Raw genomic sequence first — 16,735 nt, 5'->3', positions numbered from 1 at the left:
CGCCAGGTCAGGTGCGCGTCACAGTCTGCTGCAGCAGCAGCAGACTGTGTGCGGCTATCGGCAGTTCAAAGCCCTTTGCGCCCTGCCAGTCGGCCAGCCCCAATGGGTGACTGGTGTCCAGCAGACCCTGCCAATGACCGTGTGGCACCATGAAATGTTCCGTGTGCGGCGCATTGTTGACCAGCAACAGCAGCGGTGAACTTGAATGACCGGGTTTGCCGATCAGACAACCCAGGGCACGGCGCTGGGGCAGTTGCCAGGCTGAGCCCTGCAACACACTGCCGTCGGCATTCCACCATGACAGATCGTAAATGCCGTCAGCGTCGGCAATGCCGCTGTACCAGAGATTGGCAAACGGTTGCAAGCGGTGGCGCAGACCGATCACATGCCCGGTGAAGGCCAGCAAGTCGGTATCGACTTCGGACCAGTCGATCCAAGTGCTGGCATTGTCCTGGCAGTAGGGGTTGTTGTTGCCCGCCTGGGTATGACCCAGTTCGTCGCCAGCGCAGATCATGGGCGTGCCCTGGGCCAACAAGTTGCAGGCCAGCAGCGCACGCTGCAGGAGTTGGCGCAACTGGTTGACTGTGGGATCGCTGCTAGGCCCCTCAAAACCACAGTTGAAATTGAGGTTGTTACCCTGACCGTCACGGTTATTTTCACCATTGGCCAGGTTGTGCCGATGGTTGTAACTGAGCAGATCCAGTAGGGTGAATCCATCATGGGAAATGATGTAGTTGACCGACTCTGCTGGCTCACGCCTGCGCGCCTGGTACAGGTCGGACGAGCCACACAAGCGCATGGCGAACTCACCCAGCGTGCCACCACTGCCCACAGCGAGCGGCGAGGCGACACTTTGCACCCAGAAACGTCGCAGGCAATCGCGGAAATGGTCGTTCCAACACAGCCAGCCGCGCGGGAACTGGCCCACCTGGTAACCCCCGGGGCCAATGTCCCAAGGTTCGGCAATCATCTTGACGCGGCACAAAACGGGGTCTTGGGCCACTGCAGCAAAGAACGGTGCCTGGGGTGAAAAACCGCTGTCAGTGCGTCCGAGAACGGTAGCCAGATCAAACCGGAACCCGTCCACATGCATCTCATTGACCCAGTAACGCAGACTGTCCATCACCAATTGCAACACCCGGGGCTGGCGGATATCCATGGTGTTGCCACAGCCACTGTAATTCTCGTAATGGCTCAGATCATTGGGGACCAGGCGGTAATAACTGGCGTTGTCCAGACCGCGAAAGCTCAGCGTCGGCCCGGTGTGGTCAGCTTCAGCGGTGTGGTTGTAAACCACATCGAGAATGACCTCCAATCCGGCTGCGTGCAAGGCGCGCACCATCGTGCGGAATTCTTCCCGGGGTGAGATGCCGCTGTGTTGGCTGGCCAGATGCGGGTTCAGAGCGAAGAAACCCAAGGTGTTGTAGCCCCAGTAGTTGCTCAGCCCCATATCCACCAGCCGCTGCTCACTGAGGTGGTAGTGCACGGGCAGCAGACTGACAGCCGTGATGCCCAAGGTCTTTAGATGACTGATGGCAGCGGGGTGCCCCAAACCGGCGAAGGTGCCACGGATCCCCGGCGGAATGTCGGGGTGAGTTTTGGTGAAGCCTTTGACATGGCACTCATAGATGACAGTTTTGCTCAGGGCAATGGACGGAGGACGGTCACCATTCCAATCAAAAGTGTCATGAACGACACGCGCCTTGAGCGCCGTGGGCGCGTTATCCCGGGTGTCAAGGTGACGCGGGTGCATGCGGTCCGGCGCAAAATGCTCGTCACACCATATGAAATCGCCCACGATGTCACGGGCATAGGGGTCCAGCAGCAACTTCGACGCGTCGAACCGATGCCCCCGGTCTGGCCGCCAGGGACCAGAGGCGCGCAGACCGTAAACCAGCCCAGGCTGCGCGTTGGGCAGGTAACCATGCCAGACATCGCCAGTGCGCCCGCGCAGGCGCAGGCGGGCCAGTTCCTGAGTACCTTGACTGTCGAAAAGGCACAGATCCATGGCCTGTGCGTGCGCTGAAAAAACGGCAAAGTTGATGCCTTGGCCATCGAAATGGGCACCCAATGGCCAAGGCTGCCCCAACTGTGTGGAGGCGATGTTCAGGCGGTCCATTTCAGGAATACAGTCGCCAAAGGCGGTACGGTGAGTAACAGGGAATGTAATTTGCCGTGCCAGGGCGTATCGTCGGCCAACTGCCCGGCCGCCAGCGCGCAGACACGGCTACCGCCGTACGCCGCCCAGTCGGTGTTGAGGGCTTCCTGATAATGCCCGGAGCGCGGCACACCCAGTCGGTAGTCGGTCCAGACATTTGGGGTGAAGTTGCACAACACCACAACAAAACTGGCCTGATCGGTTGACCAGCGAATGAAGCTCAAAAGCGAGCGTTGGTTGTCACCATGGTCAATCCACTCAAAGCCCGCAGGCACAAAATCCTGCTGGTACAGCGCCGGGGTGGCCCGGTACAGGTGGTTGAGGTCGCGGACCAGCGTTTGCACGCCAGCGTGCTGTGGTTCGTCCAGCAAGTGCCAGTCCAGGCTCTGGTCGTGGTTCCATTCGCGCTCTTGCGCAAACTCACAGCCCATGAACAACAACTTTTTGCCCGGATGGCCAAACATATAGCCTAAGAACGTGCGCAGGTTGGCAAATTTTTGCCAAGCGTCGCCTGGCATTCTGGTGAGCAACGAACCTTTGCCGTGCACCACTTCGTCATGAGAAATCGGCAGGACAAAATTCTCGTTGAACGCATAAACCATGCTGAAGGTCATCTCGCCCTGGTGGTGCTGGCGGTAAATCGGGTCGCGGGCCATGTAGGCCAGGGTGTCATGCATCCAGCCCATGTTCCACTTGTAGTGAAAACCCAGCCCGCCAGCAAAGGTTGGGCGTGACACGGCAGGGTAAGCGGTGGACTCTTCGGCCAGGGTGATAGCTTGCTCGCGCTGCACGCCCACCACCTCATTCATCCGCTTCAAGAAGGCAATGGCCTCCAGGTTTTCACGCCCGCCGTAGATGTTCGGGATCCATTGGCCATCTTCGCGGCTGTAGTCACGGTAAAGCATAGATGCGACCGCATCCACCCGCAAACCGTCCACGCCAAAGCGCTCCAGCCAATACAGCGCATTGCCCACAAGGAAGTTTTTGACTTCGGTGCGCCCCAGGTTGTAGATCAGGGTGTTCCAGTCGTTGTGGAAACCTTCGCGTGGATCGGCGTACTCGTACAAATGCGTGCCATCAAAGTTGGCAAGACCATGGGCATCGCTGGGAAAGTGCGCAGGAACCCAATCCAGAATCAGACCAATGCCAGCTTCGTGGCAGCGCTTGACAAGGCGGCCAAAGCCTGCAGCGTCCCCAAAACGCGAGGTAGGCGCATACAAGCCAATGGGCTGATAGCCCCAGGAGCCGTCGAACGGGTGCTCGCTGACTGGCAATAGTTCCAGGTGCGTGAAGCCCATGTCTTGGACGTAAGGGATCAGGGTGTCGGCCAGTTCGTCCCAAGTCAGCCAGCGGCCGCCCTCTTCTGCCACGCGCCGCCAGGAGCCCAGATGAACTTCGTAGATGCTAACCGGCGCATCCAGCGCGTTCGCCAGCTTGCGTGTCAGGTCGGGCGCGATCTTGGCAGGCAGCTTGCCCACCACACTGGCCGTGGCCGGACGCAGCTCGGACTGCAGGGCATACGGGTCGGCCCGCGCGGCCAGCACCTCGCCGCAGTGCGTGCGGATTTCATACTTGTAAAGCGCACCGGCTTGCACACCTGGCAGGAACAGTTCCCACACCCCACACTCACGCCGCAGGCGCATGGGATGACGCCGACTGTCCCAGGCGTTGAAGTCACCCACCACGCTGACGCGGGAGGCGTTGGGTGCCCAGACCGCAAAACTGGTGCCAGAGACACCTTGCATGGTGCAAGGCCTAGCACCTAGCACCTCAAACGGCCGCAGATGCGTGCCTTCGCCCAAGAGCCAGACATCCATCTCGCCCAGCACCAACGGGAAGCGATAAGGGTCCTCTAGCAGATGGGTGAAGCCGCTGGCCCACACCACCCGAAGCTGGTAAGGGGCGTCACGCTTGGCGCTGACGACGCCTTCAAAAAAGCCGTCGGGGTGCTGCTGAACAAGCTCGCCGAGCACCTGACCATCGGGGCTGACCACGGTGACGGTTTGTGCGGTGGGCAAAAAGCAGCGCACGGAGGTCTGGTTGCCCTTGATTGTGTGTGGCCCCAAGACACCGAAAGGGTCGTTGTGATTGGCTCGACAGATCCGGTCGATATCTTGCGGTGGCAACATAAAAGTCTTTCGTGAGGCAGGACAGCGCTCGGCAAGCTGTGTTGTCAGTTTTTATCAATAAGCCGCTGGTCCAACGTGCCAGATCTGGCGAGCATACTCCCCAATCGTGCGGTCTGACGAGAAAACACCCATGCCCGCAACGTTGGCGATAGCCCGCTGGGACCACTGGTCGGGCTGGCGGTACAAATCGTCAACCTGCGCCTGCGTGGCGACATAGGAGGCATAGTCAGCCAGCAGCAGGTAATGGTCGCCACCCCAGACCAGCGAGTTGACCAGGGCGCTGTACCTGCCCGGCTCATCGGGTGAAAACTCGCCTTCACCAATGGCATCCAGCACTGCCTTTAGCGTTGGATTGTTTTCGTAGTGGTTCAGTGGCTGGTAGCCGGTAATCCGCAGGTGGCGCACTTCGGCAGTGTTCAGACCGAAAATGAAAATATTCTCATCACCAACTTGCTGCCTGATTTCGATGTTGGCGCCGTCGTCGGTGCCAATGGTGAGAGCTCCGTTGAGCGCCAGCTTCATGTTGCCGGTGCCAGATGCCTCGGTGCCGGCGGTTGAAATCTGCTCTGACAGATCAGCACCCGGCATGATGATTTCAGCCAGCGACACGCCGTAATTGGGGATAAATACCAGTTTTAGCTTGTCGCCGATGCGCGGGTCGTTGTTGATGGTCAGGCCCACATCGTGGATCAGACGAATGATGGATTTGGCTGAAACGTAGCTCGACGCCGCCTTGCCTGCAAAGATCACGGTGCGCGGCACCCAGGCTGCTTGCGGGTCGGCCAGGATCGCCTTGTAACGGGTGACCACATGCAGCAGATTGAGCAGTTGACGTTTGTACTCGTGAATGCGTTTGACCTGCACGTCAAACAGGCTGTCAGGGCTGACCACCACGCCGGTGGTTTGTTGAATGAGTTTAGCCAGGCGCACCTTGTTCTCACGTTTGATGGCCCTGAACTGCGCCCTGAAAGCGGCATCGCCCTGGTGCTCTTTCAAGCGTTTTAACTGGTCCAGATCAAGCCGCCAGTCTGGGCCCAGACTGACATCCAGCAGTCGGGACAGACCTGGGTTGGACTGCGCCAGCCAGCGCCGGGGCGTGACGCCGTTGGTCATGTTGGTAAAACGGTGTGGCCACAGTTTTGCAAAGTCCGCAAAAATGGTGTGCACCAGCAGATCGGAATGCAACGCCGACACACCGTTGATCCGGTGGCTGCCGACCACGCACAGGTGGGCCATGCGCACGCGCCGCTCACCGGTTTCGTCAATCAGTGACAGGCGTTTGAGGAAGTCATGGTCACCCGGGCAAAGGCGTGCCGCCTGGTCAAGAAATTCCTTGTTGATCCGGAAGATGATTTCCAGATGACGCGGCAACACATGCTGAACCAATGACACCGGCCAGGATTCCAGCGCTTCAGGCATCAACGTGTGATTGGTGTAGGAGAACGTCGAGCCGCATAGCGCCCAGGCGCGATCCCAATGCATAGAGTGCTCGTCACACAGGATACGCATCAACTCCGCCACCCCGATGGCAGGATGCGTGTCGTTGAGGTGAATGGCGACATGCTCGGCCAGATTGTCCAGCGTGTGATGCTCATGCAGGTGCCGCTTGATCAGGTCCTGCATGGAGGCCGCAACGAAGAAATATTCCTGCTTCAGGCGCAACTCGCGTCCCGCGAGTGTGCTGTCGTTGGGGTAGAGCACCCACGAAATATTTTCGTATTCATTCTTGGCGCTGGCCGCGCGTGCATAGTCGCCCGTGTTGAAAGCACCCAGATCGATGTGATCCGGGGCCACGGCTTTCCACAGGCGCAAAGTGCTGACTTTGTGCGTGCCGTGGCCGGGCACCACCATGTCGTATGCCTTGGCGGCTACTTCACCAGCATGCTTCCAGATGACTTTGCCATCTTCGTGGGCCACCCAGCCACCAAAGCGTACCGGGTAGGTGAGCTCGGCGCGGGGGAACTCCCAGGGCGTGCCGTCTTTCAGCCACGAGTCAGGGTATTCCACCTGGCAGCCGTTCTGGATGTCCTGCGCGAACATGCCGTATTCGTAGCGGATGCCGTAACCAAACGAGGGCAGACCCAGCGTGGCCATGGAGTCAAGAAAACACGCTGCCAGCCGACCCAGACCGCCGTTGCCCAGCGCTGCGTCAGGTTCGCAGTTGGTGAGGTCTTCAAGGTTCTGAGCGTGTTGCAGGGCACCGGCGGCGGCGCCCTCGGTGAGGTTCAGAGCAGCCAGGGCATTGGACATAGTGCGCCCCATCAGGAACTCCATGGACAAGTAAACCACGCGTCGCGCCTTGTGGCGGGCTTCCTCCCGCTGGGTATGCACCCAGCGCTCGGACAACTGCGCGCGCGCCACTTGGGCCACGGCGAGCATCATGTCGCTGCGCGAGGCGTGCGCTGGATCAGCGCCAACCGTGTGCAGCAAGTGGGCATTAATGTCTTTGCCAATGTCTGATGGCTGGGCTTTGATGTTGTTGCTCAAGAGGGTTCCTTTGAGTGGGCTCACATGGTGAATCTTTGGGGGATGTATTTTGCACGCTTGGTTTGCCAAAACGTGCGCAAAAGTGACCCCTCAGCAACAAAGCACGTTATTGACCCGTATTTGAGTGCTGAGTGATCCGGGTCAAGTCGGCAGGTTGGCGCAGCCGTCATACTGCTTCTCTATAATCTGCCACTTCCGAGGAGCGTTGCAGCTCACACTGATGGCCCCATGCATCGTGCTGAGTGAGGCTCGGACCCCGCTGTTGTTCCTTTTGACGCAGCGTTTCACAACGGCGCTCACCCACGGTCGCTGTGCGGTGAGTCTTCCCCCCCCGATTCCCGCTAGGTGGCCGTGGTTGTCCTCTTTACTTTTTGGAGTGAACCATGAGCGCTATCGAACCCGCAGCAGTTAAACAAGATTACATCATTGCCGACATCGGCCTGGCCGCTTGGGGCCGCAAGGAACTCAATATTGCCGAGACCGAAATGCCCGGCCTGATGGCCATTCGCGAAGAGTTCGCCAAAGACCAGCCGCTCAAAGGTGCCCGCATTACTGGCTCTTTGCACATGACGATCCAGACCGCGGTGCTGGTTGAAACCCTGCAAGCCCTGGGCGCCCAAGTGCGCTGGGCCTCGTGCAACATTTATTCCACCCAAGACCATGCCGCAGCGGCTCTGGTGGCGCAAGGCACGCCGGTGTTTGCCTACAAAGGCGAGTCGCTCACCGACTACTGGGACTACACCCACCGCATTTTTGAGTTCGGTGGCGAAAAAGGCGCGGCTGATGAAGGCCCGAACATGATTCTGGACGACGGTGGTGATGCCACTTTGCTGATGCACTTGGGCACCCGCGCCGAAAAAGACGCCAACTTGTTGGACAACCCCACCAGCGAAGAAGAAGTTTGCCTGTACGCTGCGATCAAAGCCAAGCTTGTAGAAGACGCCACCTGGTACAGCCGCCGCCTGCAAAACATCATTGGCGTGACCGAGGAAACCACCACCGGTGTGCACCGCCTGATCGAGATGTCAGCCAAGGGCACGCTGGCCATTCGTGCCATCAACGTCAACGATTCAGTGACCAAGAGCAAGTTTGACAACCTGTATGGTTGCCGCGAATCTTTGGTCGACGCCATCAAGCGCGCCACCGATGTGATGATTGCCGGCAAGGTCGCTTGTGTGGCTGGTTACGGTGATGTGGGCAAGGGTTCCGCCCAAGCTTTGCGCGCCTTGTCGGCTCAGGTGTGGGTGACAGAGATTGACCCGATCAACGCCCTACAAGCCGCCATGGAAGGCTACAAAGTGGTGACGATGGAATACGCCGCCGACAAATGCGACATTTTTGTCAGCGCGACCGGTAACAAAAATGTCATCACCTACGAGCACATGGACGCGATGAAAGACCAGGCCATCGTCTGCAACATCGGTCACTTTGACAACGAGATCGACGTGGCATCGCTGGAAAAATGCGAGTGGGACGAGATCAAGCCGCAGGTGGACCATGTGATCTTCCCGGCCAAGGGCGAGAAGCCGTCCAAGCGCATCATTCTGCTGGCGAAGGGCCGCTTAGTGAACCTGGGTTGTGGCACTGGCCACCCGAGTTTTGTGATGAGCTCGAGCTTTGCCAACCAGACGTTGGCGCAGATCGAACTGTTCACCAAGCCCGACGCCTACCAGTCAGGCCAGGTGTATGTGCTGCCTAAGCACTTGGACGAAAAAGTGGCGCGCCTGCACCTGATGAAGGTCGGCGCAATGCTGAGTGAACTAACCGACGAACAAGCTGCCTACATTGGCGTCAGCAAGGCCGGCCCGTACAAGGCTGAAGCCTACAGGTATTGAACCACCCCCGAAGCGCCTGCGGCGCCCCTCCCTCAATCAGACGACACCAGCCGCCCGGCAACGCCAGCGCAGCGGTGTTCCTGACGCGGGTTGGGCCTGCGGTGCAAAACTTGGATATTTATGCGAATTGACCAATTGCTGGTACAGCGTGGCCTGGCCAGCACCCGCTCTCAGGCGCAGCGCCTGAGAGCGGGCGGCGTCCAATGGCTGCAGGGTGACGTGTGGCGCCAGGTCGCAAAAAACGGTGACGACGTGCCGCCCGATGCCGAGATCAAACTGCTCGACGACTCCGAGACGCGTTACGTGTCACGTGGCGGCTTGAAGCTGGAAGCCGCGCTCAAACACGTTGGCCTGTCGGTAGACGGTCTGCAGTGTCTGGATATCGGACAAAGCACCGGTGGTTTCACCGATTGCCTGCTGCAGCTAGGCGCGACCATGGTGGTGGGGGTGGATGTAGGCAGCGCCCAACTGCACCCCCAACTGCGCGCCGACCCACGCGTGCTGTGCGTGGAAGGGCTCAATGCGCGCGCGCTGGATGCTTCTGATTTGATAGCTGCCTACGCAGACAGCATAGGGGATGAGGGCCAATTTGACCTTGAAGATGACGAATCCGGCGAGTTCAATGCGGCTGAGCAGGATCAGGCTGAGCCGTTGGAAGACGCCCGGCATGAAGCATTTGAGGTTGACGATGTCGAGGCCGCTTCAGCTAGCCGAGTGTCCTTAGACGGTGCGTTTGTTCCCGAATTTGACCTGATCGTGGCCGATCTGTCTTTCATCTCGCAAACGCTGGTGTTGCCCGCCGTGGTGCCGCTGCTTAAAGCCGGTGGCACGCTGCTCACCTTGGTCAAACCGCAGTTTGAACTGCAGCCAGGCCAGGTGGGCAAGGGTGGCATTGTCAAAGACGCTTCCATGTACCTTCTGGTGGAGCAGCGCCTGCGCAACACCTGTGCTGAGCTGGGTTTGACGGTGACGCATTGGTTTGATTCACCGATTTCCGGTGGCGATGGCAACCGTGAGTTTTTTATCTGCGCCCGCCAGCCGGGTGCTGTTGATTGTTAAGGCGTGCCATGACCGCTTCTTCTGTTATTCCCGTCAGCATTGAGTTTTTTCCTCCCAAAACCCCTGAGGGGGTGGAGAAGCTGCGCGTGGTGCGCCAGGCCTTATACGCGCTCAAGCCCGAATTCTGTTCGGTGACCTTTGGCGCCGGTGGCTCCACCCAAGAGGGCACGTTCAACACCGTGCGCGAGATTCTGGCCGAGGGCGTGGCGGCTGCGTCGCACTTGTCGTGCGTTGGCGCGACACGCGAGGGGGTGCGTGGGCAGCTCGCCCTGCTCCAAGCCATAGGCGTCAAACGCTTGGTGGCGTTGCGCGGTGATTTGCCCAGCGGTTACGGTGCGGGCGGCGAATTTCAGTACGCCAGTGATCTGGTGACTTTCATTCGCACCGAGACTGGTAATGATTTCCACATCGAGGTGGCCGCCTACCCAGAAATCCATCCGCAAGCCAAATCCGCCGAGAGCGACCTGAAGGCTTTTGCCACCAAGGCGCGTGCTGGCGCAGACTCTGCTATTACGCAGTATTTCTATAACTCGGATGCCTATTTCAGGTTTGTCGAAGATGCCGATGCGCTGGGGGTGCAGATTCCGGTGGTGCCCGGCATCATGCCCATCACCAGCTCCACCCAGCTGATGCGCTTCAGTGATGCCTGCGGCGCAGAAATCCCGCGCTGGATCCGCTTGCGGCTGCAAGCGTTTGGCGACGACACCGCGTCCATCAAAGCGTTCGGGCTGGATGTGGTGACGGACTTGTGCGAACAACTCCGCGCCGGTGGTGCGCCTGGGCTGCACTTTTACAGCATGAACCAGAATACGGCTACGCTGGAGATTTGCAGTCGACTCGGTTTGCAGAAATGATATTGATAGCTACCAGCGCTTTGTGTATAAGGGCTGGAGCCATAAAACCTATATAAAAAGGGTTCAGCGCCCGTAGACATCCTCAAGTCGCACGATGTCGTCCTCACCCAGGTACGAACCCGACTGCACCTCGATCATCTCCAGTGGCACCCGCCCCGGGTTTTCCAGCCGGTGCGTGGTGCCCAACGGGATGAAGGTGGACTGGTTCTCTGACAGCAAAAAAACCTCATCACCCCGGGTGACGCGGGCTGTGCCGCTGACCACAATCCAGTGCTCGGCGCGGTGGTGGTGCATTTGCAGGCTCAAAACGCCACCGGGCTTGACCACAATGCGTTTGACCTGAAAACGCTCGCCCGCGTCCACGCCGTCGTAAGAGCCCCAGGGCCGATACACCTTGCGATGGACGCTGCTCTCGACGCGCTGCTGGCTTTTGAGCCGGTCCACAATCTTTTTCACGTCCTGCGTTTTGTCTTTGTGTGACACCAGAATCGCATCGGCAGTCTCCACTACCACCAAGTCGCTCACGCCGACACAGGCCACCAGGCGGCCTTCGGAAATGGCCAGCGTGTTGCTGCAGTCCTGCAGCAGCACGTCGCCCTGAAGGACGTTGCCGTGCATGTCTTTGGGCAGCACTTGCCACAACGCGTCCCAAGCGCCCACGTCGGACCAACCCGCTTGCAGCGCAATCACCACACCGGGCGGCAGGGCAGCGGTGTCGGCATTGGCCTTAGCGGGTGTCTGGGCGGCCAAGCGCTCCATCACCGCGTAGTCGATCGAGTCGCTCGGGCAGGCGGCAAACAGCTCTTTGCCCACGCGCACAAACTCGCCGTCGGTCTGGCCGATCTTCCAGGCGTTTTGACAGGCAACCAGAATGTCGGCACGGCAGTGGCCCAGGGCTGCCAGCCAGCTTGATGCGCGCATCATGAACAGCCCGCTGTTCCACAGGTAGTTGCCGGCAATCAGGTAGCTTTGGGCGGTTGCGAGATCGGGCTTTTCCACAAAGCGGGCAATCGTGCGCGCGTTTGCACCGCAGGCGTCAGCGTTGTCATCCGCGCCGCCAAAAAGCGCGCCGGTCTGGATGTAGCCATAGCCGGTCTCTGGTGCGTCCGGCGTGATGCCAAAGGTCACCACCGCACCCGCAGCAGCCAGCGTTGCGCCTTGACTCACAACCTGCTGGAACGCGGCCACGTCGGTAATGACATGGTCTGCAGGCATCACCAGCAGCACCGGGTCTGCTGCCCCTTTAATAGCTGCCAGCGCAGCCAGCGTAAGGGCTGGAGCCGTATTTCGTCCACAAGGCTCAAGCACAACCGTTGCGCTTTCACCGAGCAGGCGCAGCTGTTCGGCAATCACGAAGCGGTACTCTTCGTTGCACACCACCATGGGCTGCGCCAGCGTCACGCCGGGGGTGCCGACGACGCGGCGTAGGGTGGCCTGCAAGAGCGAGTCTTCGCCGACGAGGCTGAGCAACTGCTTGGGGTATTTCTCACGCGACAGCGGCCACAGCCGGGTGCCGGAGCCACCGGACAAAACAACAGGCTGGACAAGAATGGTTGCGTTCATGGTGGTGGGTTCAAAGCGAAGATCAATAGGAGACATTGGCGTGGCCTGCGGGCGCAGTGCGACGGCCACACGCGCATAGGTACATCAGGCGCGTGAATCGCCCCAGCGCAGCTGCGCAGTTTCGTCGCCGCGGTACAGCGTTTCGCCGGACTGGTCCACACAGTAGGTGGGCGAGACAATCATTTCCTTGAACTGCATGTCAGCGGCAATGCGGGTGTACTCAAACAAAATGCTGCGCACCACCTTGGCGCCAGAGCGGATGTGGCAGCCGTGCCCAATCCAGCTTGGGCCGATGATGCGGGCGCCCGGCTCCACGCGCACGCTGGAGCCGATGTAGACCGGCCCCTCAATGGTCACCTCATCCCACGGAATCTGCACGTTCAACCCCACCCAGATGCCTGGTTTGATTTCGCGCCCGGGCATGTTCATCTGCGCCACCTCGCCACGCAGCACCCGCTGCGTCACCGCCCAATAGTCGCTGACGCGGCCAATGTCGATCCAGTTGAAAAAGCGCTTTTGTGCAAAGAACGGTGCCTTACTCTCAACCAACTGCGGGAACAGTTGTGAGCCGATGTCGTAAACCTCGCCTGGGGGAACCAGGTCCAGCACCGCGGGCTCGAAGAGGTAGATGCCGGTGCTGGCGGCGGTTGACTTGGCGCAGGCAGGCTTGGGCTTCTCCTGAAAAGACAGGATCTGGCCATTGTCATCGGCCACCACCACGCCGTAGTTTTCCACTTCGTTCAGGGGCACGTCCAGCGTGACCACGCTGGCAATCGCGCCCTTGGCCTTGTGCTCGTGAAGGGCCGCGCCAATGTCCAGGTCGATGATGGCGTCACCGCACAGCACCAGGGTGGTTTCGTCAAAAAAACCGCTGAAGTCCTGGATACGCCGCATGCCACCGGCTGAGCCAAACGGCTTGGGCACGACTTCGCCTTGCTCGCGCACTCCTTCATAGGCGTACCCGATCTGCACGCCCCAGCGGTGACCGTCGCCAAAATACTGTTCGATCTTGTGGTGGTTAAATGCCACGTTGACCATGATTTCCGTGATGCCGTAGCGGGCCAGGTGCTCGATCAGGTACTCCATCACCGGTTTGCCCAGGATCGGAATCATCGGCTTGGGCAAGTCTTTGGTCAGTGGCCGCACGCGGGTACCTTGCCCGGCGGCCAGAATCATGCCTTTAGCCATGGTGAATACCTCTGCATCTTGTCATGTTGAAAACTCCCGATAAAAATTGATTTAGCTGGCGCTGCCATAGCCCTGCGGGTTGCCGCGTTGCCAGCGCCAGGCGTCGACACACATGGTCTGCAAATCGCGCTGGGCCTGCCAGCCCAGCAGGCTGCTGGCATAGGCCGGGTCGGCGTAGCAGGCGGCAACATCGCCCGCGCGGCGCTGTGAGATCTGGTAGGGCACCGGCTGGCCGCTGGCCGCCTCAAACGCACGCACCATGTCCAGCACGCTGTAACCGACGCCGGTGCCCAAGTTGACGGCAAAGCTCTGTGCATCGTCAGCCTGCATTTTTTTGAGTGCGGCCAAGTGGCCTAGGGCCAAGTCGACGACGTGGATGTAGTCACGCACGCCAGTGCCGTCCGGCGTGGCGTAGTCATTGCCCCAGACGTTGAGCGACTCGCGCTGGCCCACTGCCACCTGCGCCACAAACGGCATCAGGTTGTTCGGAATGCCCTGCGGGTCTTCACCGATCAGGCCGCTGGTGTGGGCACCGACCGGGTTGAAGTAGCGCAGGATGCCAATGCGCCAGCTGGGGTCGCTAGCTAACAAGTCGCGCAGCATGTTCTCAATGACCAGCTTGGTCTGGCCATACGGGTTGGTGGCGGACAAGGGGTGGTCTTCGGTCAGCGGCAGGCGCTGCGGGTCGCCGTAAACAGTGGCCGAGGAACTGAACACCAGCGTTTTCACCTCACAGGCCTGCATCGCTTGCAGCAGCTTCAAAGTGCCCAACACATTGTTGTCGTAATAACGCAGCGGTTGTGCCACCGACTCACCCACCGCCTTGAGCCCGGCGAAATGGATTACCGCTTTGGCGCCACTGGCTTGCAAGGCCGCCTGCAGCGCCGCCTGGTCGCGAATGTCGCCTTCAACAAAGTGAACGGTCTTGCCCGTGATGCGCTCGACGCGTTTTAATGCCTCGGGCTGGCTGTTGCTGAAATTGTCAAACACCGTCACTTGTTCGCCTGCGCTGAGCAGTTCAACGCAGGTGTGTGATCCGATGTAGCCTGCTCCGCCGGTGATAAAAATCATGGTAGGTATCGCAAAAATGAAGGGACAGCTTGAGTTTAGACGGATTGTCTGGAGCCGAAAAACGCTTGCTTAAGCAGATCAGACAACTTTGAAATGATGCTCTGTTTTTCGGTGGGTGGGCGTGCGTTTGCGTACATTGCAGCTTGTCTTACTGAAATTACCGCGTTTCGACGCAAGCTTTCACGCCCATCCTGAACTCTGGTTGGAAAAGCTGAACACCCTAACAACTCGAGCAGGTTGATCGGCCTGTGCGCCGATCAAGGTTGCCGCGAGCAACGCTGCTTTTGCTATAGTTAAGAGAGCTTCTCGCGCTCTAAAAATAAGGGCTGGAAGCTGATTTTCTTTATGAGATCGGGTGCGCCGCATGTTGCATAAAGGCGTGTCCAGCGGGTCTTTTATCACCTGATATTCTTGCAACGCAACCAAGGGCGGTGGTTCAAGTGGTATTGCGTACGCCTCATGCATTTGATGTAGCTGGCGTCAAGATCAGACCAGCGGACCCCAGATCTCGGCAAGGGGCCTGCCGCCCAGCCGCCTTGCGCTACGGATGCTTTGTTTTCTCTTCTTCGACCTTGGCCGCATGCGCCGTGAAAATGCCGCCGTGCCGCTCACCTGGCCGCTCGCCAAGTGCCTTGGCTTGCGCGGACTGGATGTGCTTAGTTTTAGCCTTTTTGGCCTTGAAGTACTGGTAGATGGCCGCCGCAATGGCCGCTATGAAAGTGAACATGAAAAGGGCGGGGATAAGGTAAGAATCTGTTTGCATGGTGAAGCTCCTTCAATCAGTGGGTTGTGGATGATTCCAATTCGGGCGGGTTCGCAGTCGTCGTCGACCGGACCTGCGCTGGGGCCTATCGGTCATTTGGTCGTAGCGATGTTGGCCGGCGCCTACATGCCAAACGCTGCCTTTACGGAGCAGGTCGGTCGTCAAGCGGGGTCTGACGGCGTCGCTGCTAGAAATCGGGCAACCCGCCGCGCTGCTCGGGTTTGCCACGGCGATGCGGATGGGGTGGAAATCGATTCATGGGCATCTCCTTGGATGTTTTGATGAGCACAAGAGTCCAAAAGCTGGAAAGTTCCTGCGGCAGAGAAGTCGCGCTCCCCAAATCGAGGGTTGAACGGCTGAACAATTTCGAAAGCGACAGCTGCAGTCTGCATTCGGATAGGCGATGCGTCGGTGTGTTGACCCACATTACCGACTCCTCTTCTCGCAGAAGAAAATAGATGGGTCACAAACGCGTCGACAAAGTGTCAATAAAACTTTGCCAGTGTCGGGAAAATAGGCAAGTTCTTATTGCGTAAGCGTTTGCGGCCGTGCGCAAAGTAAAAGAGTTGCACTTTGAATAACCTAGGGGACAAAAGGTGTCAGACTTGAATTGGCGGGAAATGTGGCTGCGTGCTTGGTGGGCGCTGCCCAGTACGCCAGCTTGGCGGCACAAGAAATGCCGCTAGCTAAACCTCAAACGCTATAGTTAATAGAGCTACCCGCGCTTTACCAGCAAGGGCTAGAGGCCAATTTGGCTTATAAGATCAGGCATAGCGCTTGTTGCGCAGGTTGGCCTTCATCTCGCGCAGCAGCGGCTGGAGCTTGTCGCTGCCGATGCGCAGTGCCAGCGCGGTGGCCAGTATGTCGATGATCATCAGGTGCAGCAGGCGCGACACCATCGGGCTGTAGTGCTCGTAGCCTTGCGGGTGGTCAGCGGCGAGGTGAATGTCGCCAGCCGCAGCCAGCGGTGAGCCGCTGGCGGTGATGACGATGGTGGTGGCGCCGTTTTTGCGGGCAATGTCGCACGAGTCCATCAAGTCGCGGGTGCGGCCCGAGTTGCTGATGACGATGACGCAGTCGCCGGGTTGCATGAGGGAGGCACTCATCACCTGCATATGGCCGTCGCTGTAGGCCACACCGTTGATGCCCAGCCTGAAGAACTTGTGTTGCGCGTCCCGCGCCACGATGCCGGAGTTGCCCACGCCAAAAAACTCGATGCGTCGCCCGGCATGGTAGGCCGCTGTCAACGCTGTCACGGCTTTGTCAATGGCACTGGCCGAGGCCTCGTTGCGGTATTTCAGAAACGCCGCCACGGTGTTGTCGATGACCTTGACCATGATGTCGCTGGTCTTGTCATCCACATTCACGCTGCGGTGGATGAAGGGCACGCCCTCGCTCACATTGCCAGCCAGCTTGAGTTTGAAGTCAGCCAGCCCGTCATAACCCACGCTGCGGCAAAAGCGCACCACCGTGGGTTTGCTCACATGGGCGCGGTCGGCCAGCGCGCTCACCGGCAGCAGCGCAAAGCTGCGTGGGTCTGCCAGCACCAACTCGGCCACACGCTGCTCGGCTGGGGCCAGCGATGGCAGGCAGGCGCGGATACGGTCAAGCACGAAGGTGCTCCAGCC

The 16,735-nt window shown here is 59.3% G+C and carries 11 protein-coding genes and 1 riboswitch; of the genes, 3 read left to right on the top strand and 8 right to left on the bottom strand.

Going from position 1 to position 16,735, the window contains the following annotated elements; translation table 11 throughout:
- Nucleotides 1-7: 7 nt before the first annotated feature.
- Genes glgX through BLL52_RS01300 form a run of 3 tightly spaced genes read right to left on the bottom strand, consistent with a single transcriptional unit; the run spans nucleotide 8 to nucleotide 6,774 of the window.
- Nucleotides 8-2,119, bottom strand: a complete 2,112-nt coding sequence (gene glgX / locus BLL52_RS01310) for a glycogen debranching protein GlgX (RefSeq protein ID WP_075584920.1) — start codon at nucleotides 2,117-2,119, stop codon at nucleotides 8-10.
- Complete coding sequence (gene glgB / locus BLL52_RS01305) at nucleotides 2,107-4,287, bottom strand: 1,4-alpha-glucan branching protein GlgB (RefSeq protein WP_075584919.1); 2,181 nt, start codon at nucleotides 4,285-4,287, stop codon at nucleotides 2,107-2,109. The genes glgX and glgB overlap by 13 nt, the downstream gene beginning before the upstream one ends.
- A 54-nt stretch (nucleotides 4,288-4,341) precedes the next feature.
- A complete protein-coding gene (locus BLL52_RS01300) occupies nucleotides 4,342-6,774 on the bottom strand; it encodes a glycogen/starch/alpha-glucan phosphorylase (protein ID WP_075584918.1) in 2,433 nt (810 codons plus the stop codon).
- Nucleotides 6,775-6,965: 191 nt separating this feature from the next.
- A riboswitch (S-adenosyl-L-homocysteine riboswitch) is annotated at nucleotides 6,966-7,079 on the top strand.
- 78 nt (nucleotides 7,080-7,157) lie between these two features.
- Here BLL52_RS01300 and ahcY point away from each other — a divergent pair.
- The 3 genes from ahcY to metF all read left to right on the top strand — a co-directional run bounded on the left by ahcY (nucleotide 7,158) and on the right by metF (nucleotide 10,522).
- Nucleotides 7,158-8,609 carry an adenosylhomocysteinase gene (gene ahcY, locus BLL52_RS01295; RefSeq protein WP_075584917.1) on the top strand — a complete coding sequence of 484 codons (1,452 nt, stop codon included), beginning with the start codon at nucleotides 7,158-7,160 and terminating at the stop codon, nucleotides 8,607-8,609.
- Between the two features lie 120 nt (nucleotides 8,610-8,729).
- Entirely contained in the window at nucleotides 8,730-9,668 is a 939-nt protein-coding gene (locus BLL52_RS01290; protein ID WP_075584916.1) for a TlyA family RNA methyltransferase, read from the top strand.
- An 8-nt stretch (nucleotides 9,669-9,676) separates the two neighbouring features.
- Nucleotides 9,677-10,522, top strand: a complete 846-nt coding sequence (gene metF, locus BLL52_RS01285; protein ID WP_075584915.1) for a methylenetetrahydrofolate reductase [NAD(P)H] — start codon at nucleotides 9,677-9,679, stop codon at nucleotides 10,520-10,522.
- A 63-nt stretch (nucleotides 10,523-10,585) separates the two neighbouring features.
- Here metF and BLL52_RS01280 read toward each other — a convergent pair whose 3' ends face one another.
- The 5 genes from BLL52_RS01280 to BLL52_RS01260 all read right to left on the bottom strand — a co-directional run bounded on the left by BLL52_RS01280 (nucleotide 10,586) and on the right by BLL52_RS01260 (nucleotide 16,720).
- Entirely contained in the window at nucleotides 10,586-12,085 is a 1,500-nt protein-coding gene (locus BLL52_RS01280; RefSeq protein ID WP_173861788.1) for a mannose-1-phosphate guanylyltransferase/mannose-6-phosphate isomerase, read from the bottom strand.
- A gap of 84 nt (nucleotides 12,086-12,169) precedes the next feature.
- Nucleotides 12,170-13,261 (bottom strand): nucleotidyltransferase family protein, encoded by a 1,092-nt coding sequence (locus BLL52_RS01275; protein WP_198930579.1) that lies wholly within the window; start codon nucleotides 13,259-13,261, stop codon nucleotides 12,170-12,172.
- Between the two features lie 63 nt (nucleotides 13,262-13,324).
- A complete protein-coding gene (gene galE / locus BLL52_RS01270; protein ID WP_075584913.1) occupies nucleotides 13,325-14,344 on the bottom strand; it encodes a UDP-glucose 4-epimerase GalE in 1,020 nt (339 codons plus the stop codon).
- Between the two features lie 541 nt (nucleotides 14,345-14,885).
- Nucleotides 14,886-15,107 (bottom strand): hypothetical protein, encoded by a 222-nt coding sequence (locus BLL52_RS01265; protein WP_139313252.1) that lies wholly within the window; start codon nucleotides 15,105-15,107, stop codon nucleotides 14,886-14,888.
- 764 nt (nucleotides 15,108-15,871) lie between these two features.
- On the bottom strand, nucleotides 15,872-16,720 hold the full coding sequence (locus tag BLL52_RS01260) for a MurR/RpiR family transcriptional regulator (protein ID WP_075584911.1): 849 nt from the start codon (nucleotides 16,718-16,720) through the stop codon (nucleotides 15,872-15,874).
- Nucleotides 16,721-16,735: the final 15 nt, after the last annotated feature.

The organism is Rhodoferax antarcticus ANT.BR (genome assembly GCF_001938565.1).
Classification (GTDB): Bacteria; Pseudomonadota; Gammaproteobacteria; order Burkholderiales; family Burkholderiaceae_C; genus Rhodoferax; species Rhodoferax antarcticus.
Note: the sequence above shows the minus strand (reverse complement) of the source record. Positions and strands in the feature narration are given on the sequence as shown.